Source organism: Sphingopyxis sp. sgz302558 (assembly GCF_057220455.1).
On sequence record NZ_JBXPUZ010000001.1, the window covers coordinates 591,920 to 608,481 of the forward strand.

11 protein-coding genes are annotated in these 16,562 nt (G+C 62.7%); 8 read left to right on the forward strand and 3 right to left on the reverse strand.

All coding sequences use genetic code 11. The features are described 5' to 3' along the window. A partial coding sequence (locus tag AC2TC0_RS02895; protein ID WP_484715980.1) for a hypothetical protein occupies positions 1-828 on the reverse strand: 828 nt, incomplete at its 3' end. Positions 829-872: 44 nt separating this feature from the next. On the opposite strand from AC2TC0_RS02895, the gene AC2TC0_RS02900 reads away from it, so the two are divergent. The 3 genes from AC2TC0_RS02900 to AC2TC0_RS02910 all read left to right on the forward strand — a co-directional run bounded on the left by AC2TC0_RS02900 (position 873) and on the right by AC2TC0_RS02910 (position 2,887). Continuing rightward, positions 873-2,063, forward strand: coding sequence for an aspartyl/asparaginyl beta-hydroxylase domain-containing protein (locus AC2TC0_RS02900; RefSeq protein ID WP_484715981.1), 1,191 nt, complete (start codon positions 873-875; stop codon positions 2,061-2,063). A 110-nt stretch (positions 2,064-2,173) separates the two neighbouring features. Then, on the forward strand, positions 2,174-2,500 hold the full coding sequence (locus AC2TC0_RS02905) for a hypothetical protein (protein WP_484715982.1): 327 nt from the start codon (positions 2,174-2,176) through the stop codon (positions 2,498-2,500). 30 nt (positions 2,501-2,530) lie between these two features. Continuing rightward, positions 2,531-2,887 carry a hypothetical protein gene (locus AC2TC0_RS02910; protein ID WP_484716468.1) on the forward strand — a complete coding sequence of 119 codons (357 nt, stop codon included), beginning with the start codon at positions 2,531-2,533 and terminating at the stop codon, positions 2,885-2,887. Between the two features lie 8 nt (positions 2,888-2,895). On the opposite strand, the gene clpB is transcribed toward AC2TC0_RS02910, so the two are convergent. After that, positions 2,896-5,475, reverse strand: coding sequence for an ATP-dependent chaperone ClpB (clpB, locus tag AC2TC0_RS02915; RefSeq protein ID WP_484715983.1), 2,580 nt, complete (start codon positions 5,473-5,475; stop codon positions 2,896-2,898). Positions 5,476-5,692: 217 nt separating this feature from the next. Between clpB and AC2TC0_RS02920 the strand changes: the two genes are divergently transcribed. Both AC2TC0_RS02920 and AC2TC0_RS02925 read left to right on the forward strand, forming a co-directional pair. Next, positions 5,693-7,972 carry a TonB-dependent receptor gene (locus tag AC2TC0_RS02920; RefSeq protein ID WP_484715984.1) on the forward strand — a complete coding sequence of 760 codons (2,280 nt, stop codon included), beginning with the start codon at positions 5,693-5,695 and terminating at the stop codon, positions 7,970-7,972. Beyond that, the gene (locus AC2TC0_RS02925) at positions 7,969-9,309 is read left to right on the forward strand and encodes an alkaline phosphatase family protein (RefSeq protein WP_484716469.1); all 1,341 of its coding nucleotides are present in this window, start codon (positions 7,969-7,971) and stop codon (positions 9,307-9,309) included. Before AC2TC0_RS02920 ends, AC2TC0_RS02925 begins: the two co-directional genes overlap by 4 nt. A gap of 3 nt (positions 9,310-9,312) precedes the next feature. On the opposite strand, the gene AC2TC0_RS02930 is transcribed toward AC2TC0_RS02925, so the two are convergent. Continuing rightward, entirely contained in the window at positions 9,313-10,896 is a 1,584-nt protein-coding gene (locus AC2TC0_RS02930) for a leucyl aminopeptidase (protein WP_484715985.1), read from the reverse strand. Positions 10,897-11,056: 160 nt separating this feature from the next. Between AC2TC0_RS02930 and AC2TC0_RS02935 the strand changes: the two genes are divergently transcribed. From AC2TC0_RS02935 to AC2TC0_RS02945, 3 genes are read left to right on the forward strand one after another with little or no spacing between them, the layout of a single operon-like run. Next, complete coding sequence (locus AC2TC0_RS02935; RefSeq protein WP_484715986.1) at positions 11,057-13,204, forward strand: acylase; 2,148 nt, start codon at positions 11,057-11,059, stop codon at positions 13,202-13,204. 58 nt (positions 13,205-13,262) lie between these two features. Beyond that, positions 13,263-16,151, forward strand: a complete 2,889-nt coding sequence (locus AC2TC0_RS02940; RefSeq protein ID WP_484715987.1) for a M16 family metallopeptidase — start codon at positions 13,263-13,265, stop codon at positions 16,149-16,151. Positions 16,152-16,179: 28 nt separating this feature from the next. Continuing rightward, positions 16,180-16,482 carry a hypothetical protein gene (locus tag AC2TC0_RS02945; RefSeq protein WP_484715988.1) on the forward strand — a complete coding sequence of 101 codons (303 nt, stop codon included), beginning with the start codon at positions 16,180-16,182 and terminating at the stop codon, positions 16,480-16,482. Positions 16,483-16,562: the final 80 nt, after the last annotated feature.

Genomic DNA, 16,562 nt, shown 5'->3' on the forward strand with positions numbered 1-16,562 from the left:
AAAGGCGAGACCGGCGATGCCATAATGGCGGGCGGCCGCGGCCGCCGCTGCGACCGGATCGCGCGTCAGGGTGACGCTGTCCAGCGTCGCGATGCGCGGTCCATAGCGTTCGGCGAGCCGCACGAAGGCGGCCTGCTGCGCCAGCCAGCCGACGGCGGCGACCTGCAGGTCCGACTGGCGGAAAAAGTCGCGCGGATCGAACCCCAGCTGGACAAAGCGATCCTGCAAATAGCCTTCCAACAACTCGCGGCACCACAGACGGCACCACAGCCCCTTGCGCGCCACCGACAGCAAGAAATCCTTGAGCGGCGCATAAAGCAGCACCGCGCGCGACTGCGGCCGCAGCGCCAGCGCGGCGGGGGCCAGCGCCGCAAAGACGTTTGACGGCTTGACGATGGTCGCCGTTTCGTCCGGAAAGGGACGCGCCAGCAGCGAGAGCGCTGTCCCCATAACGGCGGCATGGTCGGGAATGGGCGCGCCGCGCCTTCGCCAGCCGGTCATATCGTTAAGCAGCTGCGGCTCTGATAGCCCCATGGTGCGCCCCGGCTGGTCGAACAAGCGCACCAGCATGGTCGACGCACAATATGCCGAATGGAACAGGAAATGGGTGGGCGCGGTCGGTGAGTCCGGCAAGGCCGCCTCGATCTCGTCGCGCCGGATAACCAGCGGATCGGCCGTTCCCAAATGCTGGTCCGACAGGAACGGCACGCTGGCATGGACCGTGCGTTCGACGCGACGGAACTGAAAGGCGTCCTGCGCCTCGTCATAACGGTGCGCCAGCCATTCGGGCGAATGCATTATGGCGCTCAGATCGGGGCGGGATGCCATGGCTAGACCTTGCCCAGCCGCGCGCGCGATGGCAAGCACGGGGCATGGCCATGCCTGCACCCAATCCCGCGGCTGCCGCCGCCAACCGGCTCGGCATGGCCGCGTTGCAGGCCGGCGACGGTTCAGCCGCCGCCGCACATTTTCGCGAAGCCGTGTTGGCCGACCCGCGCTCGGGTGCGTTGCAGCGCAATCTGGCGTCGGCCTATCGGCTGGCAAATGACGACGCAGGCGAGCGCGCAGCGCTCGAGGCGGCCATTGCCATCGACCAGCGCGATTTCATGGCGTGGCTGCGCAAGGCGGAACTGCACGAACGCCAAGGGGAAAACGCGTCGGCGCTTGCCGCATGGAACGCAGCGGTGCAGCTGGCGGCGGGACTTAATCCTCTGCCGCCGCCGCTTGTGCCGCTGATCCAGCATGGCCGCGATTACATCGCCCGCGCAACCACAGGCATCGCCGCTGCCGTCGATGAAGCTTTGGCGCCGATGCTTGCCGACGCCGATCCGGCCAGCGCTCGGCGCGGCGCGGCTTTTGCGGCGCATGCGCTGAAAGGGCGACCGGTTTATCAGAATCAGTGCGCGGGGCTATTTTATCCCTTTTTGCCGGCCGACGAGTTTTTCGATGATCATCATTTTCCCTGGTTCGCCGCTTTCGAGGCGACGACAGCGGCGATCCGGGAGGAATTGCAGGCGCTGCTCGCCGACCCGGGCGATGCGTTGCGCCCTTATGTGCGCATGGGCGAAGGGGCGCCGGACAGCATCTGGTCCGGGCTCGACAACCGCCTCGACTGGGGGGCTTGCTTCCTGTGGGAATATGGTGTGCCTAATCAGTTAGTGCTCGATCGTTGTCCGGCGACCGCAGCCGCGCTGGCCGCAATCCCGGGATCGCGCATTGCCGGACGATCCCCCTCGGCCTTTTTCTCGCTGCTGCGCCCACGCGCGCGCATTCCGCCGCACACTGGAGTGACGAACACGCGCGCAATTGTTCATTTGCCGTTGATTGTCCCGCCGGGCTGCGGCTTTCGCGTCGGCGGCGAAACGCGGGCGTGGGTGGAAGGAAAAGCCTTCGCCTTTGACGATACGATCGAACATGAAGCGTGGAATGACAGCGATGAATTGCGTGCCGTGCTGATTTGCGATGTGTGGAACCCGCACCTGAGCGCCGCCGAGCAGGCAATGATCACGGCCTATTATGCGGCCGCCGATGCGACCGGTTTCAGCATGCTGCCTACTGGCTGAGCACCGTCATTCGTCGAAAATGGCGTGTCATTCGCGGCGGCAAGATGTTACCAACGATGCCTCAACGGTTGGACAATTGCGGACGGCCTGAAATCAAGGACAAGCTATCCATGAAAAATCTCTCCTGCGCCGCTTTAGCGCTTCTGGCATTGGCACCTTCTTTCGCGCTTGCCAACGATGCAGCGCTCGACCGCGACCCGCCCGAAAAAGCGCCCTCGGCCATGACCAACAAGGAAATTGCGGCCTATAATGAAGGTCTGAACGCCAGCCATCCCTATTACATCAAATGCCGCAAGATCGAGGAAACAGGCTCGTTGGTGAAGAAGGCAAGGGTGTGCCGCACCAATGAGGAATGGAAGAAGGCATTTGCCGTCGGCAACCAGAATTCGCGCGACACAATCGATGCGATGACCAACAAGTCGCTGACGTCGAACTGACGGTCATTCTAAGGAACGGGGGGCGTGAAAATGGTTGGACGCATATTCACGGTGGTCGGGGCTTTGGCCATTGCCACATCGCCAACCCTTGCGTTGGCCAGCGAAGGGATCGCGCCGACCATTGCGCGCAAAATCCCCGAAGGCCCGCCATCGGCGATGACCAATGCCGAGATTGCCGCGCATAATGAGGGGCTGGAACTGCGCCATCCCGATTTCATTAAATGCCGCAAAATTGAGGAAACCGGCTCGCTGGTGAAAAAAGCGCGGGTGTGCCGGACCAACGAGCAATGGGCGCAAAGCTGGGAAAAGGGCAATCGCAATGTCCGCGACACCGCCGATGCTTTTGCGCCCAAGTTTCAGGACTGCCGTAACAACGGCGGCTGCTGAGCACTGCCTCAGGCGGGCTGGATGACCAGCCCGCCGTCGCCTTCGTCCACTTTCAGTGTCATGCCGCCGACAACTTCACCTTTGAGGATCAGGTCGGCGAGCGGGTTTTGCAGATAGGTCTGGACCGCGCGCTTGAGGGGCCGTGCGCCATAAACTGGATCATAGCCGACACGCCCCAGCCACGCCCGCGCCGCATCTGTCAAATCAAGCGTCAGCTTGCGGTCGGCGAGCAGTTTCTGCACGCGCGCTACCTGAATATCGACGATGCCGCCCATATGCTGCTGTCCCAGCCGGTGGAACAACACGATCTCGTCCAGCCGATTGAGAAATTCGGGGCGGAAGTGGGCGCGGACCTGCTCCATCACCGCCGCTTCGGCCTTTTCGACCGGGTCATCGTCGGCGAGCGCGGCGATATGCTGGCTGCCGAGGTTTGAGGTCAGGATGATCAGCGTGTTGGTGAAATCCACGGTGCGCCCCTGCCCGTCGGTCAGGCGGCCGTCGTCGAGCACTTGCAGCAGGATGTTGAAAACATCGCCGTGTGCCTTTTCAACTTCATCGAACAACACCACCTGATAGGGCCGGCGGCGTACGGCCTCGGTCAGCACCCCGCCTTCTTCATAGCCGACATAGCCCGGCGGCGCGCCGATCAGCCGCGCAACGCTGTGCTTTTCCATGAACTCGGACATGTCGATGCGCACCATTGCGGTGTCATCATCGAACAGGAAGCCTGCCAAAGCCTTGGTCAGTTCGGTCTTGCCAACGCCCGTAGGGCCGAGGAACAGGAAGCTGCCCAGCGGACGGTTCGGATCCTGCAGGCCTGCGCGCGCGCGGCGCACCGCGGTGGACACGGCACGAACGGCTTCGGCCTGGCCGATGACGCGCTGGCCGAGCGCTGTTTCCATTGTCAGCAATTTCTCGCGCTCGCCCTCCAGCATGCGGTCAACCGGAATCCCGGTCCATTTGCTGACCACGGCGGCGATATCGTCGGCGGTGACCTCCTCTCGCAGCATGGCGTTGCCGGCCGCGGCCTCGGCTTCGGCGAGTTGCTTCTCGAGCGTCGGGATAGTGCCATAAGACAGCTCCCCGGCTTTGGCGAGGTCGCCCGCGCGCTGCGCCTGCTCCAACTGGCTGCGTGCGGCGTCGAGCGCCTCTTTGATCTTGGCCTCAGCGTGAATCTTTTCGCGCTCGGCTTGCCAGCGTTGGGTCAGCTCGGCGGACTGCTGCTCCAGATTGGCGAGCTCCGACTGTAGCGCGGCTAGCCGCTCCTTTGATGCGGCATCGCTCTCTTTCGACAGCGCGGCTTCCTCGATCTTCATCTGGATAATGCGGCGGTCGAGCGTTTCGATGGCCTCGGGCTTTGATTCCACCTCCATGCGGATCCGGCTCGCCGCCTCGTCCATTAAGTCGATGGCTTTGTCGGGCAGAAAGCGGTCGGAAATATAGCGGTGAAACAGGGTGGCGGCGGCGACGATCGCGCCGTCGGCAATGCGCACGCCATGATGCAGCTCATATTTCTCCTTCAGACCGCGCAGGATCGAAATGCTGTCTTCAACGGTCGGTTCGCCGACGAACACCGGCTGAAAGCGGCGCTGCAGCGCGGCGTCTTTCTCCACATGTTTGCGATATTCGTCGAGCGTGGTTGCGCCGATGCAATGCAGCTCGCCGCGCGCAAGCGCGGGTTTGAGCAGGTTCGACGCGTCCATCGCGCCCTCGCTTTTTCCTGCGCCGACCAGCGTGTGCATTTCGTCGATGAACAAAATGATTTCGCCTTCGGCGGCCTTGACGTCATCGAGCACGCCCTTGAGCCGCTCTTCAAATTCGCCGCGATATTTGGCCCCGGCGATCAGCGCGCCCAGGTCAAGCGACAGCAAGCGGCGACCCTTCAGGCTGTCGGGCACGTCGCCATTGGCGATGCGCAGCGCTAGCCCCTCGGCGATTGCGGTCTTGCCGACACCTGGTTCGCCGATCAGCACCGGGTTATTCTTGGTCCGCCGCGCCAATATCTGCACCGTGCGGCGGATTTCCTCGTCGCGACCGATGACCGGGTCGAGCTTGCCACTGCGCGCAACGGCGGTGAGATCGCGGGCGAATTTTTCGAGCGCCTGATAGCGATCCTCGGCACTGGCGCTATCGGCACTGCGGCCGCCGCGCAGCGCGTTGATGGCTTCGTTGAGCGCCTCAGGCTTCACGCCCACATCGGCAAAAATCTTGCCCAGCGGCGTGCCGCTGGCCAGCACCATCGCGAGCAGCAGTCGTTCGACCGTGACGAAGCCGTCGCCTGCCTTGGTCGCCACCTGCTCGGCTGCGTCGAGCAGACGCACGGCATCGTTGTCGAGCCCCGGCGTCGCTTGCGCGCCCGATCCCGACACAGCGGGAATTTTGCTGACAAGCGCGTCAATCGCCGACCGCGCCGCCTTGGCATCCCCGCCCGCCCGCGTGACCAGCCCAGCGACCATGCCCTCGCTATCGTCGAACAGCGCTTTGGCGATATGCTCGGGCGCAATGCGTTGGTGGTTCAGCCGGATAGCAATGGTTTGCGCGGCTTGCAGGAAACCCTTGGCGCGGTCGGTAAATTTTTCGAGGTTCATGGACGATTGGCCCCTTTCTCAGCCGACAAGATAGTGTTGCGTCTTTGCAACACAAGGGGTTGGCCGGTGCGGCGGTGACTTGTCACATTTTGCTATTTCAATCGTCATCATTACGTCCCGATTTGCAACTGGTGTCGTCACACTGCGGGCTTAGCGCCGCCTCCGCCAGACGGTGCAGAGGGCCTGCACCGGCAATTTTGATAGGGGCCAGACCAATATGAAAATCCAGTCGCATATCATTGCCTTGCTTGGAACCGCTGCCACCTTTGTGCCGGTCGCTGCCGCTGCCCAAGACGTCGCCCCGGTTCCCGAGGCCGAGGCCAGTGACGCCGAAATTGTCGTCTATGGCCGCGGCGAAACGCGGCAGGTGCAGGAATTGGACAGCGCGGCGCTGACCATTTTGGCCGCGGGTACCAGCCCGCTCAAAGCGATTGAAAAGCTGCCTTCAGTCAACTTTCAGTCGGCCGATCCATTTGGCAATTATGAATGGTCGCAGCGCATTTCGATCCGCGGTTTCAATCAGAATCAGCTGGGCTACACGCTTGATGGCATCCCGCTGGGCGATTTTACCTATGGCAACAACAATGGCCTGCACATCAGCCGCGCGATCGCGCCCGAAAATCTCGGCGTGACGCGCGTGTCGCAGGGCGCGGGTTCGATCGGGGCGAATTCGACCAACAATCTGGGCGGCACGCTGGAATTTTTCTCGGTCGATCCGTTCGACACCATCGGGCTTGATGTCGATGCGACCTATGGGTCGGAAAACACCATTCGCGGTTTCGGGCGGTTCAACATCGGCAGCGCCGACGGCGCGCGTGCCTTTATCTCCGGCGTCTATCACGATGCTGAGAAGTGGAAGGGCGACGGGTCGCAGCGCAACTGGACGGTCAACGCCAAAGCCATCGTGCCCGTGGGTAGCGTCGAATTTGACGCCTATTTCGCCTATAGCGACCGCGCCGAGCAGGACTATCAGGATCTCAGCCTCGAGATGATTTCGCGGTTGGGTTATGATTGGGACAATTTCTTCCCAGACTATGCGACGGCCGTGCTGGTTGCGGACATTGCTGCCAACCGCGGTGATTCAGGTGCGACGCCATCCAATCCGGCGGCGGGGACGGTCTATCCTTCGCCGATCCAGACGGTCGATGACGCCTATTACGACGCCTCTGGCCTGCGCAAGGACACGCTGGCGGCGGTCGGGCTGACCCTGCCGGTGGCCGAAGGCGCGAGCATCAAGGTCAAGGCCTACTATCACGAGAATGACGGTCAAGGCACCTGGGGCACGCCCTATGTCCCCAGCCCGAATGGCGTACCGCTGTCGGTGCGGACGACCGAATATGACCTGCAGCGCACGGGGGTGTTTGCCAATCTGTCAGCCGAGGTTGGGATGCACACGGTCACCGCAGGTGCCTGGTTCGAGAACAATGATTTCATCCAGGCGCGGCGCTTCTATGCCTATGCCAGCCGCACCAATCCGGGCTACAACCACCGTGATTTTGCCCGAAATCCCTTCTTCACCCAGTGGGAAATTGACTTCAATACCCAGACTTTTCAATATCATGTGCAGGACAAGATTGACCTTGGTGACCTGACCGTCAACATCGGCTGGAAGGGCTTTGATGTCCGCAACGAGGCCAACGCCATCGTTCAGGGCGGGCGTGCGACGGGCGAGATCAGCGTCACCGACTGGTTCCAGCCGCACGTGGGCGCCGCCTATAAAATCAATGACAATGCCGAGGTGTTTGGCGGCTTCACGCAAGCCACGCGCGCCTTTGTCTCGTCGACCACCAGCGGGCCGTTCTCGACCACACAGGCGGGCTTCGATGCGATCCGCAGCACGCTGAAGCCCGAAGAAACCGACACTTATGAACTGGGTGCGCGCTACAACGACAGCACCGTCAATGCCGTGGTTGGGGTTTATCTGGTCAACTTCCGCAACCGCCTGCTGGGTATCACCACCGGCGCCGGGATCGTCGGCAATCCGTCGGTGCTCCAGAATGTCGGCTCGGTGCGCTCTTATGGTTTCGAAGCGGCGGGTGACATCCGCCTTGGCTATGGCGTGACGCTGTTTGCCTCGTACAGCTATACCGATGCCACCTATCAGGACGATGTCGTCAATGCGGCAGGCGTGGTTGTCGCCGCGACTGATGGCAAGACGGTGGTCGATACACCCAAGCATCTGCTGCGCGGTGAGGTCGCCTATGACAGTGAAACGATTTTCGCGCGCGTCGGGGCCAATTTCAACAGCAAGCGCTATTTCAACTATCTGAACGACCGTTCGGTTGGCTCGCGGTTGTTGGTCGATGCAACGCTGGGATATCGCTTCGACATTGGTGCGCGCGAGCCGGTTGAGATTCAGCTGAACGCCACCAACCTGTTCGACAAACGCTATGTCGCGACCATCGGCTCGAACGGGTTCGGCAACAGCGGCGATAACCAGACGTTGCTAGCGGGCGCGCCGCAACAATTCTTCGTGACGCTGCGCGCGGGTTTCTGATGGACCGGACACTGGTGATCGGGGGGCTGCTGCTGATCGGCAGCCTCCCGTCGTCAGCGCTGGCCGAGCCGGTGCTGCTGATCGCAATCGACGGGCTGCAACCCGCCGATGTCATCGAGGCCGACACGCGTGGGATCGAAATTCCCAACCTCAAGCGCTTTGTGACCGAAGGCAGCTATGCCAGCAGCGTCATCGGCGTGCTGCCCACCGTAACCTACCCGAGCCACGCGACGCTGGTGACGGGCGTCAGTCCGGCGAAGCACGGAATTATCGGCAATACGACTTTCGATCCTATGCAGATCAACCAGAGCGGTTGGTACTGGTATGCCAGCGACTATAAGGTGCCGACGCTGTGGGATGCGGCGGCGAAAGCTGGCCGGACCACCGCCAGTGTGCACTGGCCGGTCAGCGTGGCCGCGCGCAGCGTGCGCTGGAACATCCCGCAAATATGGCGCACCGGTCACAGCGATGACGCCAAGCTGGTCAAGGCGCTGGCGACACCCGGGCTGGTTGAATCTTTGGAAGCCGGCCTTGGCGACTATGCGCCGGGCATCGATGAAAGCATCACCGGCGACGAGACGCGCGGGCGATTTTCGGCTGCGCTCATCGAACGCGAAAAGCCCTATTTCATCACCGTTTATCTGACTGCGCTTGACCATGAGCAGCATGGCGAGGGACCCGACACGCCGCAGGCACATGCGATTTTGCGGCGCATTGACGCCATTGTTGGCAAGCTGGTGGCGGCGCAGCGGCGCGCGCACCCGGACAGCGTCATCGCGGTTGCATCGGACCACGGCTTCGCGCGTGTCGATACCGAGGTCAATCTGTACCGCGCCTTCATCGACGCCGGGCTGATCAGGCTGGATGACAAGGGCAAGATCGCCAGCTGGGACGCGAGTCCTTGGAATTCGGGGGGATCGTCGGCGATCATGCTGGCGCGGCCGGAGGATGCGGTACTGCGCGCGCGGGTCGCCGATGTGCTGGCGAAGCTGAAGGCCGACCCCGCCAACCGCATCGCACGCATTGCCGATGCCGCCGCGATCGCCAAAATGGGCGGCAATCCGGCGGCGAGCTTCTATGTCAATTTCGCTTCCAATGCCTACGCCGGCGGCTTCAAGGGCGCCGATGCGCCGCTGGTCGGGCCATCGGGGTCAAAGGGCACGCACGGCTATTTCCCCGATGCACGCTTCATGCGTTCGACCTTCATGCTGATGGGCCCCGGCATTGCGCGCGGGCGCAATCTGGGCGATGTCGACATGCGCGCCATTGCCCCGACGCTCGCGCGGATCATGGACGTCGCCTTGCCCGACGCCGAAGTCCAGGCGCTAATACCGTAATCCTCAGGGCGTTTCCGCGTCGCGGGCGAGCTGGTCAAGCAGGCGCACGCCAAAGCCGGTCATGCCCTTGGGCACCAGCGCCGAACCGCTGCTCGTGTCATTGACCCCGGCGATGTCGAGATGCGCCCACGGCATTTTCTCATCGACAAAAAAGCCGATGAAATGCGCGCCGAGGCTGGCGCCGGGGCCTTGGCTCGGCGCGATGTTGCGGATGTCGGCGATGTCCGACTTCATCCGTTCGGCATATTTGGGGTGCAGCGGCATGCGCCACAGCCGCTCGCCGCTGGTCTCGCCCGCCGCGAGCAGCTTGGCGGCGAGTGCCTCGTCCCGCGCAAACAGCCCGGCAAACTGGTCGTCGAGCGCGCCGACAATCGATCCCGTTAGCGTGGCCATATTGACGATGGCGCGCGGCGTATATTGGCGCGCAGTATATTCATTGGCGTCGGCCAGAACGAGGCGACCTTCGGCATCGCTGTTCAGCATTTCAATGGTTTTGCCCGATAAGGTGCGCACGACATCGCCGGGGCGCTGGGCATTGCCGTCGGGCATATTTTCGGCGAGCGCCGCGACCGCGACGACATGCACCGGCGCGCGCGATTTGGCGAGGCTGAGCGTTGCACCCATCACCGATGCGGCGGCGGACATGTCGCCCTTCATCGCCCACATCCCCGCGCCGGGCTTGAGCGAAATACCACCGCTATCAAACGTAATGCCTTTGCCGATCATCGCTAGCGGCGCGGCATTGCTGCCGGGGCCGCGATAGCGCACCAGCATCATACGCGACCCGCGCGGGCTGCCCTGACCGACCCCGACAATCGTGCCCATGCCGAGCTTGCGCATCGCGGCCTCGTCGAGCACTTCGATCGACACGCCTGCGGTGTTGCCGAACGCTTTGCGCACTTCCGCTACGAAGCTTTCAGGGTAGATGACATTGGCGGGCTCGTTGGCAAGGTCGCGCGACAGTCGCACGCCGTCAACCAGCGGCGCTTGGCGGCTGATATAGGCAGCGCGTGCGGCGACAACATCGCCGCCGACAAGGGTCACCGCATCTGCAGGCGGGGTCTTGTGATCGACCGTCTTGTAGCGGTCAAAACGGTATTGGCCGAGCGCAAAGCCATAGGCGACATCGGCGGCCTCGGTGCCGGTGAATGCACCAGCAATTGTCACGGGCGCTGCCTCGCTGCGCAGCTCCTGCGCTGCCTTGCCGCCCGCCTCAGCGCGCGCCAGCATTTTCGGCGCGGTGCCGGTGCCGACCAGCAGGATACGGCTGTGGTTGCCAATCCCACGCAGCGACAATGTGCTGCCTGCTTTGCCTTCAAATTTGGCCGATGCAATGGCTGCCGTTACCGCCGCGCGCTCGGCTTCGGTCATCGCGATGCCGGGCAGTGCGGGCAACGATGCATCGGTCATCAGGATGACGAGCGCACCGCCCGCCACTGCGCTGTCGGCAAAGGCAATAGGCCGCTCTGCGCTGTGGCCGACAGTCGCGGGGGCCACGCCCGATCCGACAAAATCCTGCGCCTGAACGGAAGGAACGGATGGCGAAACGGCAAGACAGCTGGCAAGCAGCGCAAAACGGATGCGCATTCAAATTTCTCCTCTGGGCTTTGACCTTATGGGATGGCCATTGATGGGCGCTTGGTAATCAAGCTGTCACGATGCGCAAGATGGCGTCGACAAACAACCGTGGCTTGCCAACCGGCGACAGCGTCCGCATGAAGACGCCAAAGCATGGGAGAGTGAGTTAATGCTGCGCAAAGCTGCGATCGGGTTGCTGCTATTGTTGCTTGCGGTGTCGGGCGGGTTGGCGCTGTGGGAACCGCTCAGCGTCAGGCAGACGGTCGCTGCGACCTACACTCCCAAGAATGTCGAAATTGTCCGCGACGGTTTTGGCGTACCGCACATCTTTGGCGATACCGATGCCGATGTCGCTTACGGCGTCGCTTATGCCCATGCCGAGGATGATTTTGCGACGTTGCAGGAAGTGCTGGCGATGACGCGCGGGCGCGCGGGGGCGATGCTGGGCACCGACGGGGCGAAGATCGATTTCGCTGCGCATTTGCTGGATATCCGCAGCACGGTGGACCGCGACTGGGATAAATTGCCCGCCGACGTGCGTATATTGTTCGACGCCTATGCCGCCGGTCTCAACCGTTTTGCCGATAAGCATCCCGACGAGGTGCGGATGGCGCGGCTGTTCCCAGTGTCGGGGCAGGATGTGGTGGCGGGCTTTGTCCTGCGCTCGCCCTTTTTCTTTGGGCTCGACCAGACGCTGGGCGCATTGGTCGAGGGCAAGCCGCGCGGGCGCGAAGGTGGGCCAGTGCTTACTCCGACGGCGGGCGCGCCCAAGAGCGGGGCGACACCGGTCGGCAGCGATGCCCCGGACAATGGATCGAACGCGTTCGCCGTCGCCCCAGCGCGCTCGGCCGATGGCGCGACGCGCCTCGTTTCCAACTCGCACCAGCCGTGGGAGGGCGGGGTCGCCTGGTACGAACTGGTGGTGCACAGCAAAGAGGGATGGGATTTCGCAGGGGCCAATTTTCCGGGCTCGCCCTATCCATTTCTGGGTCACAACAAGTTTCTGGGTTGGACCAACACGGTCAACCGGCCGGACCTGATCGATATCTACAAGCTGACGTTGGATGCGGAGGGCAAACGCTATCGCTTCGGTGGTAAATGGCTGCCGCTGACGATCAAACGCGTTTGGCTCAAGGCGAAATGGGGGCCGTTCGTCATTCCCGTGCCGCGCACCATCCACCGCTCGGTGCATGGGCCGGTGATCATTAACGAGCGCGGCGCATTTGCGATACGCTATGCCGGGATCGACCAGCTGAAAATGGTCGAACAATATTATCGGCTGAACAAAGCGAAGAATTTCGCCGAATGGCGCGCGGCCATGGCGGGGCAAGGCGTGCCTGCGACCAATTTCATCTACGCCGACGCGGCGGGCAATATTGCGCTGTTCTACAACGCCATGTTCCCCGACCGCGCCGAAGGTTTCAACTGGCGCGGCGAGCTGCCCGGGGACGACCCGCGCGCCTTGTGGACCAGGACGCTGCCGTTTGGACGCGTGCCTGCGCTGGTCAATCCGGGTTCGGGCTATGTGATGAACGCGAACAACAGCCCTTGGGCTGCGGCGGGACCGGGCGACGAGCTGGATCCGGCGGCGTTCTCGCCGTTGCTGGGGGTTGAGGATGATGTCACCAACCGTTCGATCCGCGCCATCGAGCTGTTCGAGGAATCGGGCCAGATCGACGAGGCGCGGCTGAAAGCCATCAAGTTTGACACCGGCTATGCCAACGCCAGCTATGCCAAGGCCTGGATGGACAGGTTGCTGGCGCTCGATCCCAAGGGCGACAAGCAGGTGGCGGCGGCGCAAGCCCTGCTCCGCCAATGGGACTGGACGCTCGACGGCAAGGGTAAGGGCGATGCGCTGGCGCTGATGGTGCTGCGCCCGGGCAACCGTGCCCATTATCTGCGCACGAAGGAAGGACCCGACCCGCGCGAAACGCTGAACGAAATGGCGGGGCATCTTCAGAAGAATTTTGGCGCGCTTGACCCGCCGCTTGGCACAGTGCTGCGGCTGCGGCGCGGCAAGGTTGATTTGCCCCTCGATGGCGGCAACGACACGCTGCGTGCCTCGACGCTTTGGGATGTCGAGGACGACGGGCGGTTGAAGGTGCGTCACGGCGACAGCTTCCTGATGTTCGTGACCTGGGACCGGGCGGGTAATGTCAGGTCCGAATCCATTCAGCCGTTCGGCGCGGCGACGACGCGGCCCGACAGCCCGCATTATGCCGACCAGGCGCCGCTGTTCGTCGAAAAACGGCTGAAGCCTGTGCTGTTCGAACCGAGCGCATTGTTCGCCACGAAAGTGCGCCGCTATCGCCCTTGATTGGCAAGGCGGCACTGACTAGCCTCGTCTCCAGTGATCAAAATTCGGAAGGATGCCCATGACCCCCATTCGCTCGCTGGCCGTCGCGTTCGTGCTCTCGACTGCGCTCGTCGCAGCCCCTGCGGTGGCGCAACGCAAGGCCGCGCAGCCCGCGCCGGTTTCCGAGCTGGTGAAGGCGGTCGCGATTCCGCACGAAAGCTTCACCCTGCCCAACGGACTGCGCGTGATCGTGCACGAGGATCGCAAGGCGCCCGTGGTTGCTGTGTCCGTGTGGTATCGCGTCGGATCGAAGCATGAGCCCAAGGGGAAGACGGGATTTGCCCATCTGTTCGAACATTTGATGTTCAACGGGTCGGAAAACGCTCCCAATGATTTTTTTGAGCCGCTGCAACAGGTTGGTGCGACCGATTTCAATGGCACTACCTGGCTCGACCGCACCAATTATTTCCAGACGGTACCGACGGGCGCGCTCGATCTGGCGCTTTTCCTGGAAAGTGACCGGATGGGCCATTTGCTGGGCGCAGTGACGCAGGAAAAGCTCGATAACCAGCGCGGCGTGGTCCAGAATGAAAAGCGTCAGGGCGACAACCAGCCCTTTGGTCTGCTTTTCTATGACATTCAGGAAAATCTGTTCCCCAAGGGGCACCCCTATCACCACAGCACCATCGGTTCGATGGCCGACCTCAACTCGGCATCGATGGACGATGTGCGCAAATGGTTCACCGACAATTATGGCCCCAACAACGCCGTGCTGGTGCTGGCGGGTGATATTGACGTGGCGACAGCCAAGGAGCGAGTGACCAAATGGTTCGGCGATATCCCGCGCGGCCCGGACATTCCGGTGGTCAACGGCGGGGTGCCGACGCTGCCTGCGCCGCTCGCCAAGACGGTGAAGGACCAGATTCCGACGACGCGCATTCATCGGCTGTGGACCTATGGCGGGCTCAACGAAAAGGACGCGGTCGATATGCAACTCGCGGCGTCAGTGCTCGGCGGGCTGTCATCGTCGCGGCTCGACAATAAGCTGGTGCGCGGCGAGGCGATTGCGGTTGGCGTGTCGGCCTTCACCCTGCCGTTCGAAGATGCCAGCATTTTCATGGTGCAGGCCGATGTGAAGCCCGGGGTCGATCCGGCGCATGTCGCCAAGCGGCTCGACGAAGAAATCGCTGCCTTCATGGCCAGCGGACCGAGCGCCGACGAGTTGCAGCGCGCAAGCGCGAGCTTCCTTGGCGGGGCAATTGGCGGGCTTGAATCGGTCGGCGGCTTTTCGGGCAAGGCGGTCGCGCTGGCCGAAGGCGCACTTTATTCGAACAATCCAGGCTACTACAAGGTTGAGCTTGAGCGCATGGCGGCAGCTACCCCGGCCAGTGTTACGGCGGCGATGCAGAAATGGCTGAGCCGCCCCGTGTTCGCGCTAACCTATGAACCCGGCGAGCGCGTCGCGGGCGGCGAAAATCGTGGCGGTGCGGCGACGCCGGAGGCTCTGGACGTCAAGGCTAATCCGGCCGCGCCCGAATATTATGCCGATCCGTCCCTTGGCGAGGCTGCCTTCGATCCGCAGGCGCAGGTCGACCGGTCAACCTTCCCGCCGGTAGGCGAGCTCAAAGGGCTCGATTTTCCGGCGGTCGAGCGCGGCAAACTCAAGAACGGTATCGAAGTCGTCTTTGCGCGCCGCGCGACGGTGCCGACGGTCAATGTCGCGGTTAGCTTTGACGCGGGCTATGCCGCCGATCCCAAGAATGCACTTGGCACCCAGTCGCTGATGCTCAGCCTGATGGGCGAAGGCACCACCACCCGGGATTCCACGGCCCTCGCCGAAGCGCAGGAGCGGCTCGGTGCGCGCATTTCGGGCACGGCCGGCAGTGACGAGACGGTGTTTTCGCTGTTCGCACTCAAGCCCAATCTGGCGGCGTCAATCGATCTGCTCGCCGATTATGTCCGCAATCCGGCGTTCGACGCCAAGGAACTGGAGCGAATCAAGGCCACCCAGCTGACGCGGCTGCAGGCCGAGCTGAACAACCCCAATGCGCTGGCAACGCGCACCATTGCGCCGGTGCTGTTTGGCAAGGACCATCCCTATGGTATCCCCCCATCGGGGCTGGGTGAAGCCGCTGCGGTGCAGGCGGCAACCCGCGATAGTCTGGCTGCATTTCACGCCACCTGGTTGCGTCCAGACAATGCGCGCATCTTTGTGGTCGGCGACACCAGCCTGAAAGAAGTGGTAAAGCTGCTCGATGCTAGTCTGGGCCAATGGAAGGCACCGGCAGCGCCCAAACCGGAAAAGGATTTTTCTGCTGCCATTCCAGCGCCGCAGCCGCGCATATTGTTGGTCGACCGGCCCAAGGCGCCGCAGTCGGTGATCGTTGCGGGCAAGGTGTTGGCCGCGAAGGGCACCGATAGCCTGGAGGTGCTGCGTGCCGCCAACGAGATTTTCGGGGGCAGCTTCCTTTCGCGGTTCAACATGAACCTGCGCGAGACCAAGGGCTGGTCTTATGGCGTGCGCAGCCAGGTGCTGAACAATCGCGACCGGGTCGCCTTTTTGGCGGTGGCTCCGGTGCAGGCCGACCGCACGGGCGATTCGATCCGCGAACTGCAGAATGATCTGCGCGGATTGCTGACCGACAAGGGCGTGAGCCCCGAAGAGCTGACGCGCATGGCCAACGGCAATATCCGCGAATTACCGGGCAGCTTTGAAACGTCGGGTGATGTGCTTGGCGGCTTGCAGAATAATGCGCGTTTTGGCCGACCCGACGATTATTACGAGAAGCTGGCCGATGTGTATCGCGGGATGACCGCGGCACAGATTGACGCTGCGGCGCGCGCCGCGCTGAGCGTCGATGACCTGACGTATGTAGTCGTGGGCGACCTCGCGACGGTCAAACCCCAGCTTGACGCGCTGGGGCTGCCCGTGGAAGTGGTGCCTGCAGCAGGCGCGCCTGCCCAGTGATTCTAACCCGGTTTTGAGGAGAGAAAGAATGTCGAACGTCGCGGGCAGCTATGACTGCGTCACCAAATCGCCGATGGGCGATCAAAAATCGGTTTTCACCGTCAATGTCGATGGCGACAGCTTCACCGGCAGCAACGCCGGGGCCATGGGTGCGCTCGATGTGGAAAATGGCAAGGTCGATGGCAACAAGCTGACCTGGACGATGAATATGAAGGTGCCGATGCCGATGACGCTGGAATGCGAGGCCACGGTGGATGGTGACACGCTGACCGGCTCGATCAAGGCGGGCCCCTTTGGCTCGATGGCGATGACCGGTACGCGCCAGGGTTAATCCGCTAGCGATTTTTGGGGAACAGCCCGTGCCAGCGGATCGTTGGCACGGGCTTTTTCTTTGCCGGCGGGGGTGGTCCT

What these genes read in the sequence shown, in the direction of transcription:
- AC2TC0_RS02935 (WP_484715986.1), top strand. Translation starts at nt 11,057, where the DNA reads ATGCTGCGCAAAGCTGCGATCGGGTTGCTGCTATTGTTGCTTGCGGTG.
- AC2TC0_RS02905 (WP_484715982.1), top strand. Translation starts at nt 2,174, where the DNA reads ATGAAAAATCTCTCCTGCGCCGCTTTAGCGCTTCTGGCATTGGCACCT.
- AC2TC0_RS02940 (WP_484715987.1), top strand. Translation starts at nt 13,263, where the DNA reads ATGACCCCCATTCGCTCGCTGGCCGTCGCGTTCGTGCTCTCGACTGCG.
- AC2TC0_RS02920 (WP_484715984.1), top strand. Translation starts at nt 5,693, where the DNA reads ATGAAAATCCAGTCGCATATCATTGCCTTGCTTGGAACCGCTGCCACC.
- AC2TC0_RS02930 (WP_484715985.1), bottom strand. Translation starts at nt 10,896, where the DNA reads ATGCGCATCCGTTTTGCGCTGCTTGCCAGCTGTCTTGCCGTTTCGCCA.
- AC2TC0_RS02900 (WP_484715981.1), top strand. Translation starts at nt 873, where the DNA reads ATGGCCATGCCTGCACCCAATCCCGCGGCTGCCGCCGCCAACCGGCTC.
- AC2TC0_RS02945 (WP_484715988.1), top strand. Translation starts at nt 16,180, where the DNA reads ATGTCGAACGTCGCGGGCAGCTATGACTGCGTCACCAAATCGCCGATG.
- clpB (WP_484715983.1), bottom strand. Translation starts at nt 5,475, where the DNA reads ATGAACCTCGAAAAATTTACCGACCGCGCCAAGGGTTTCCTGCAAGCC.
- AC2TC0_RS02910 (WP_484716468.1), top strand. Translation starts at nt 2,531, where the DNA reads ATGGTTGGACGCATATTCACGGTGGTCGGGGCTTTGGCCATTGCCACA.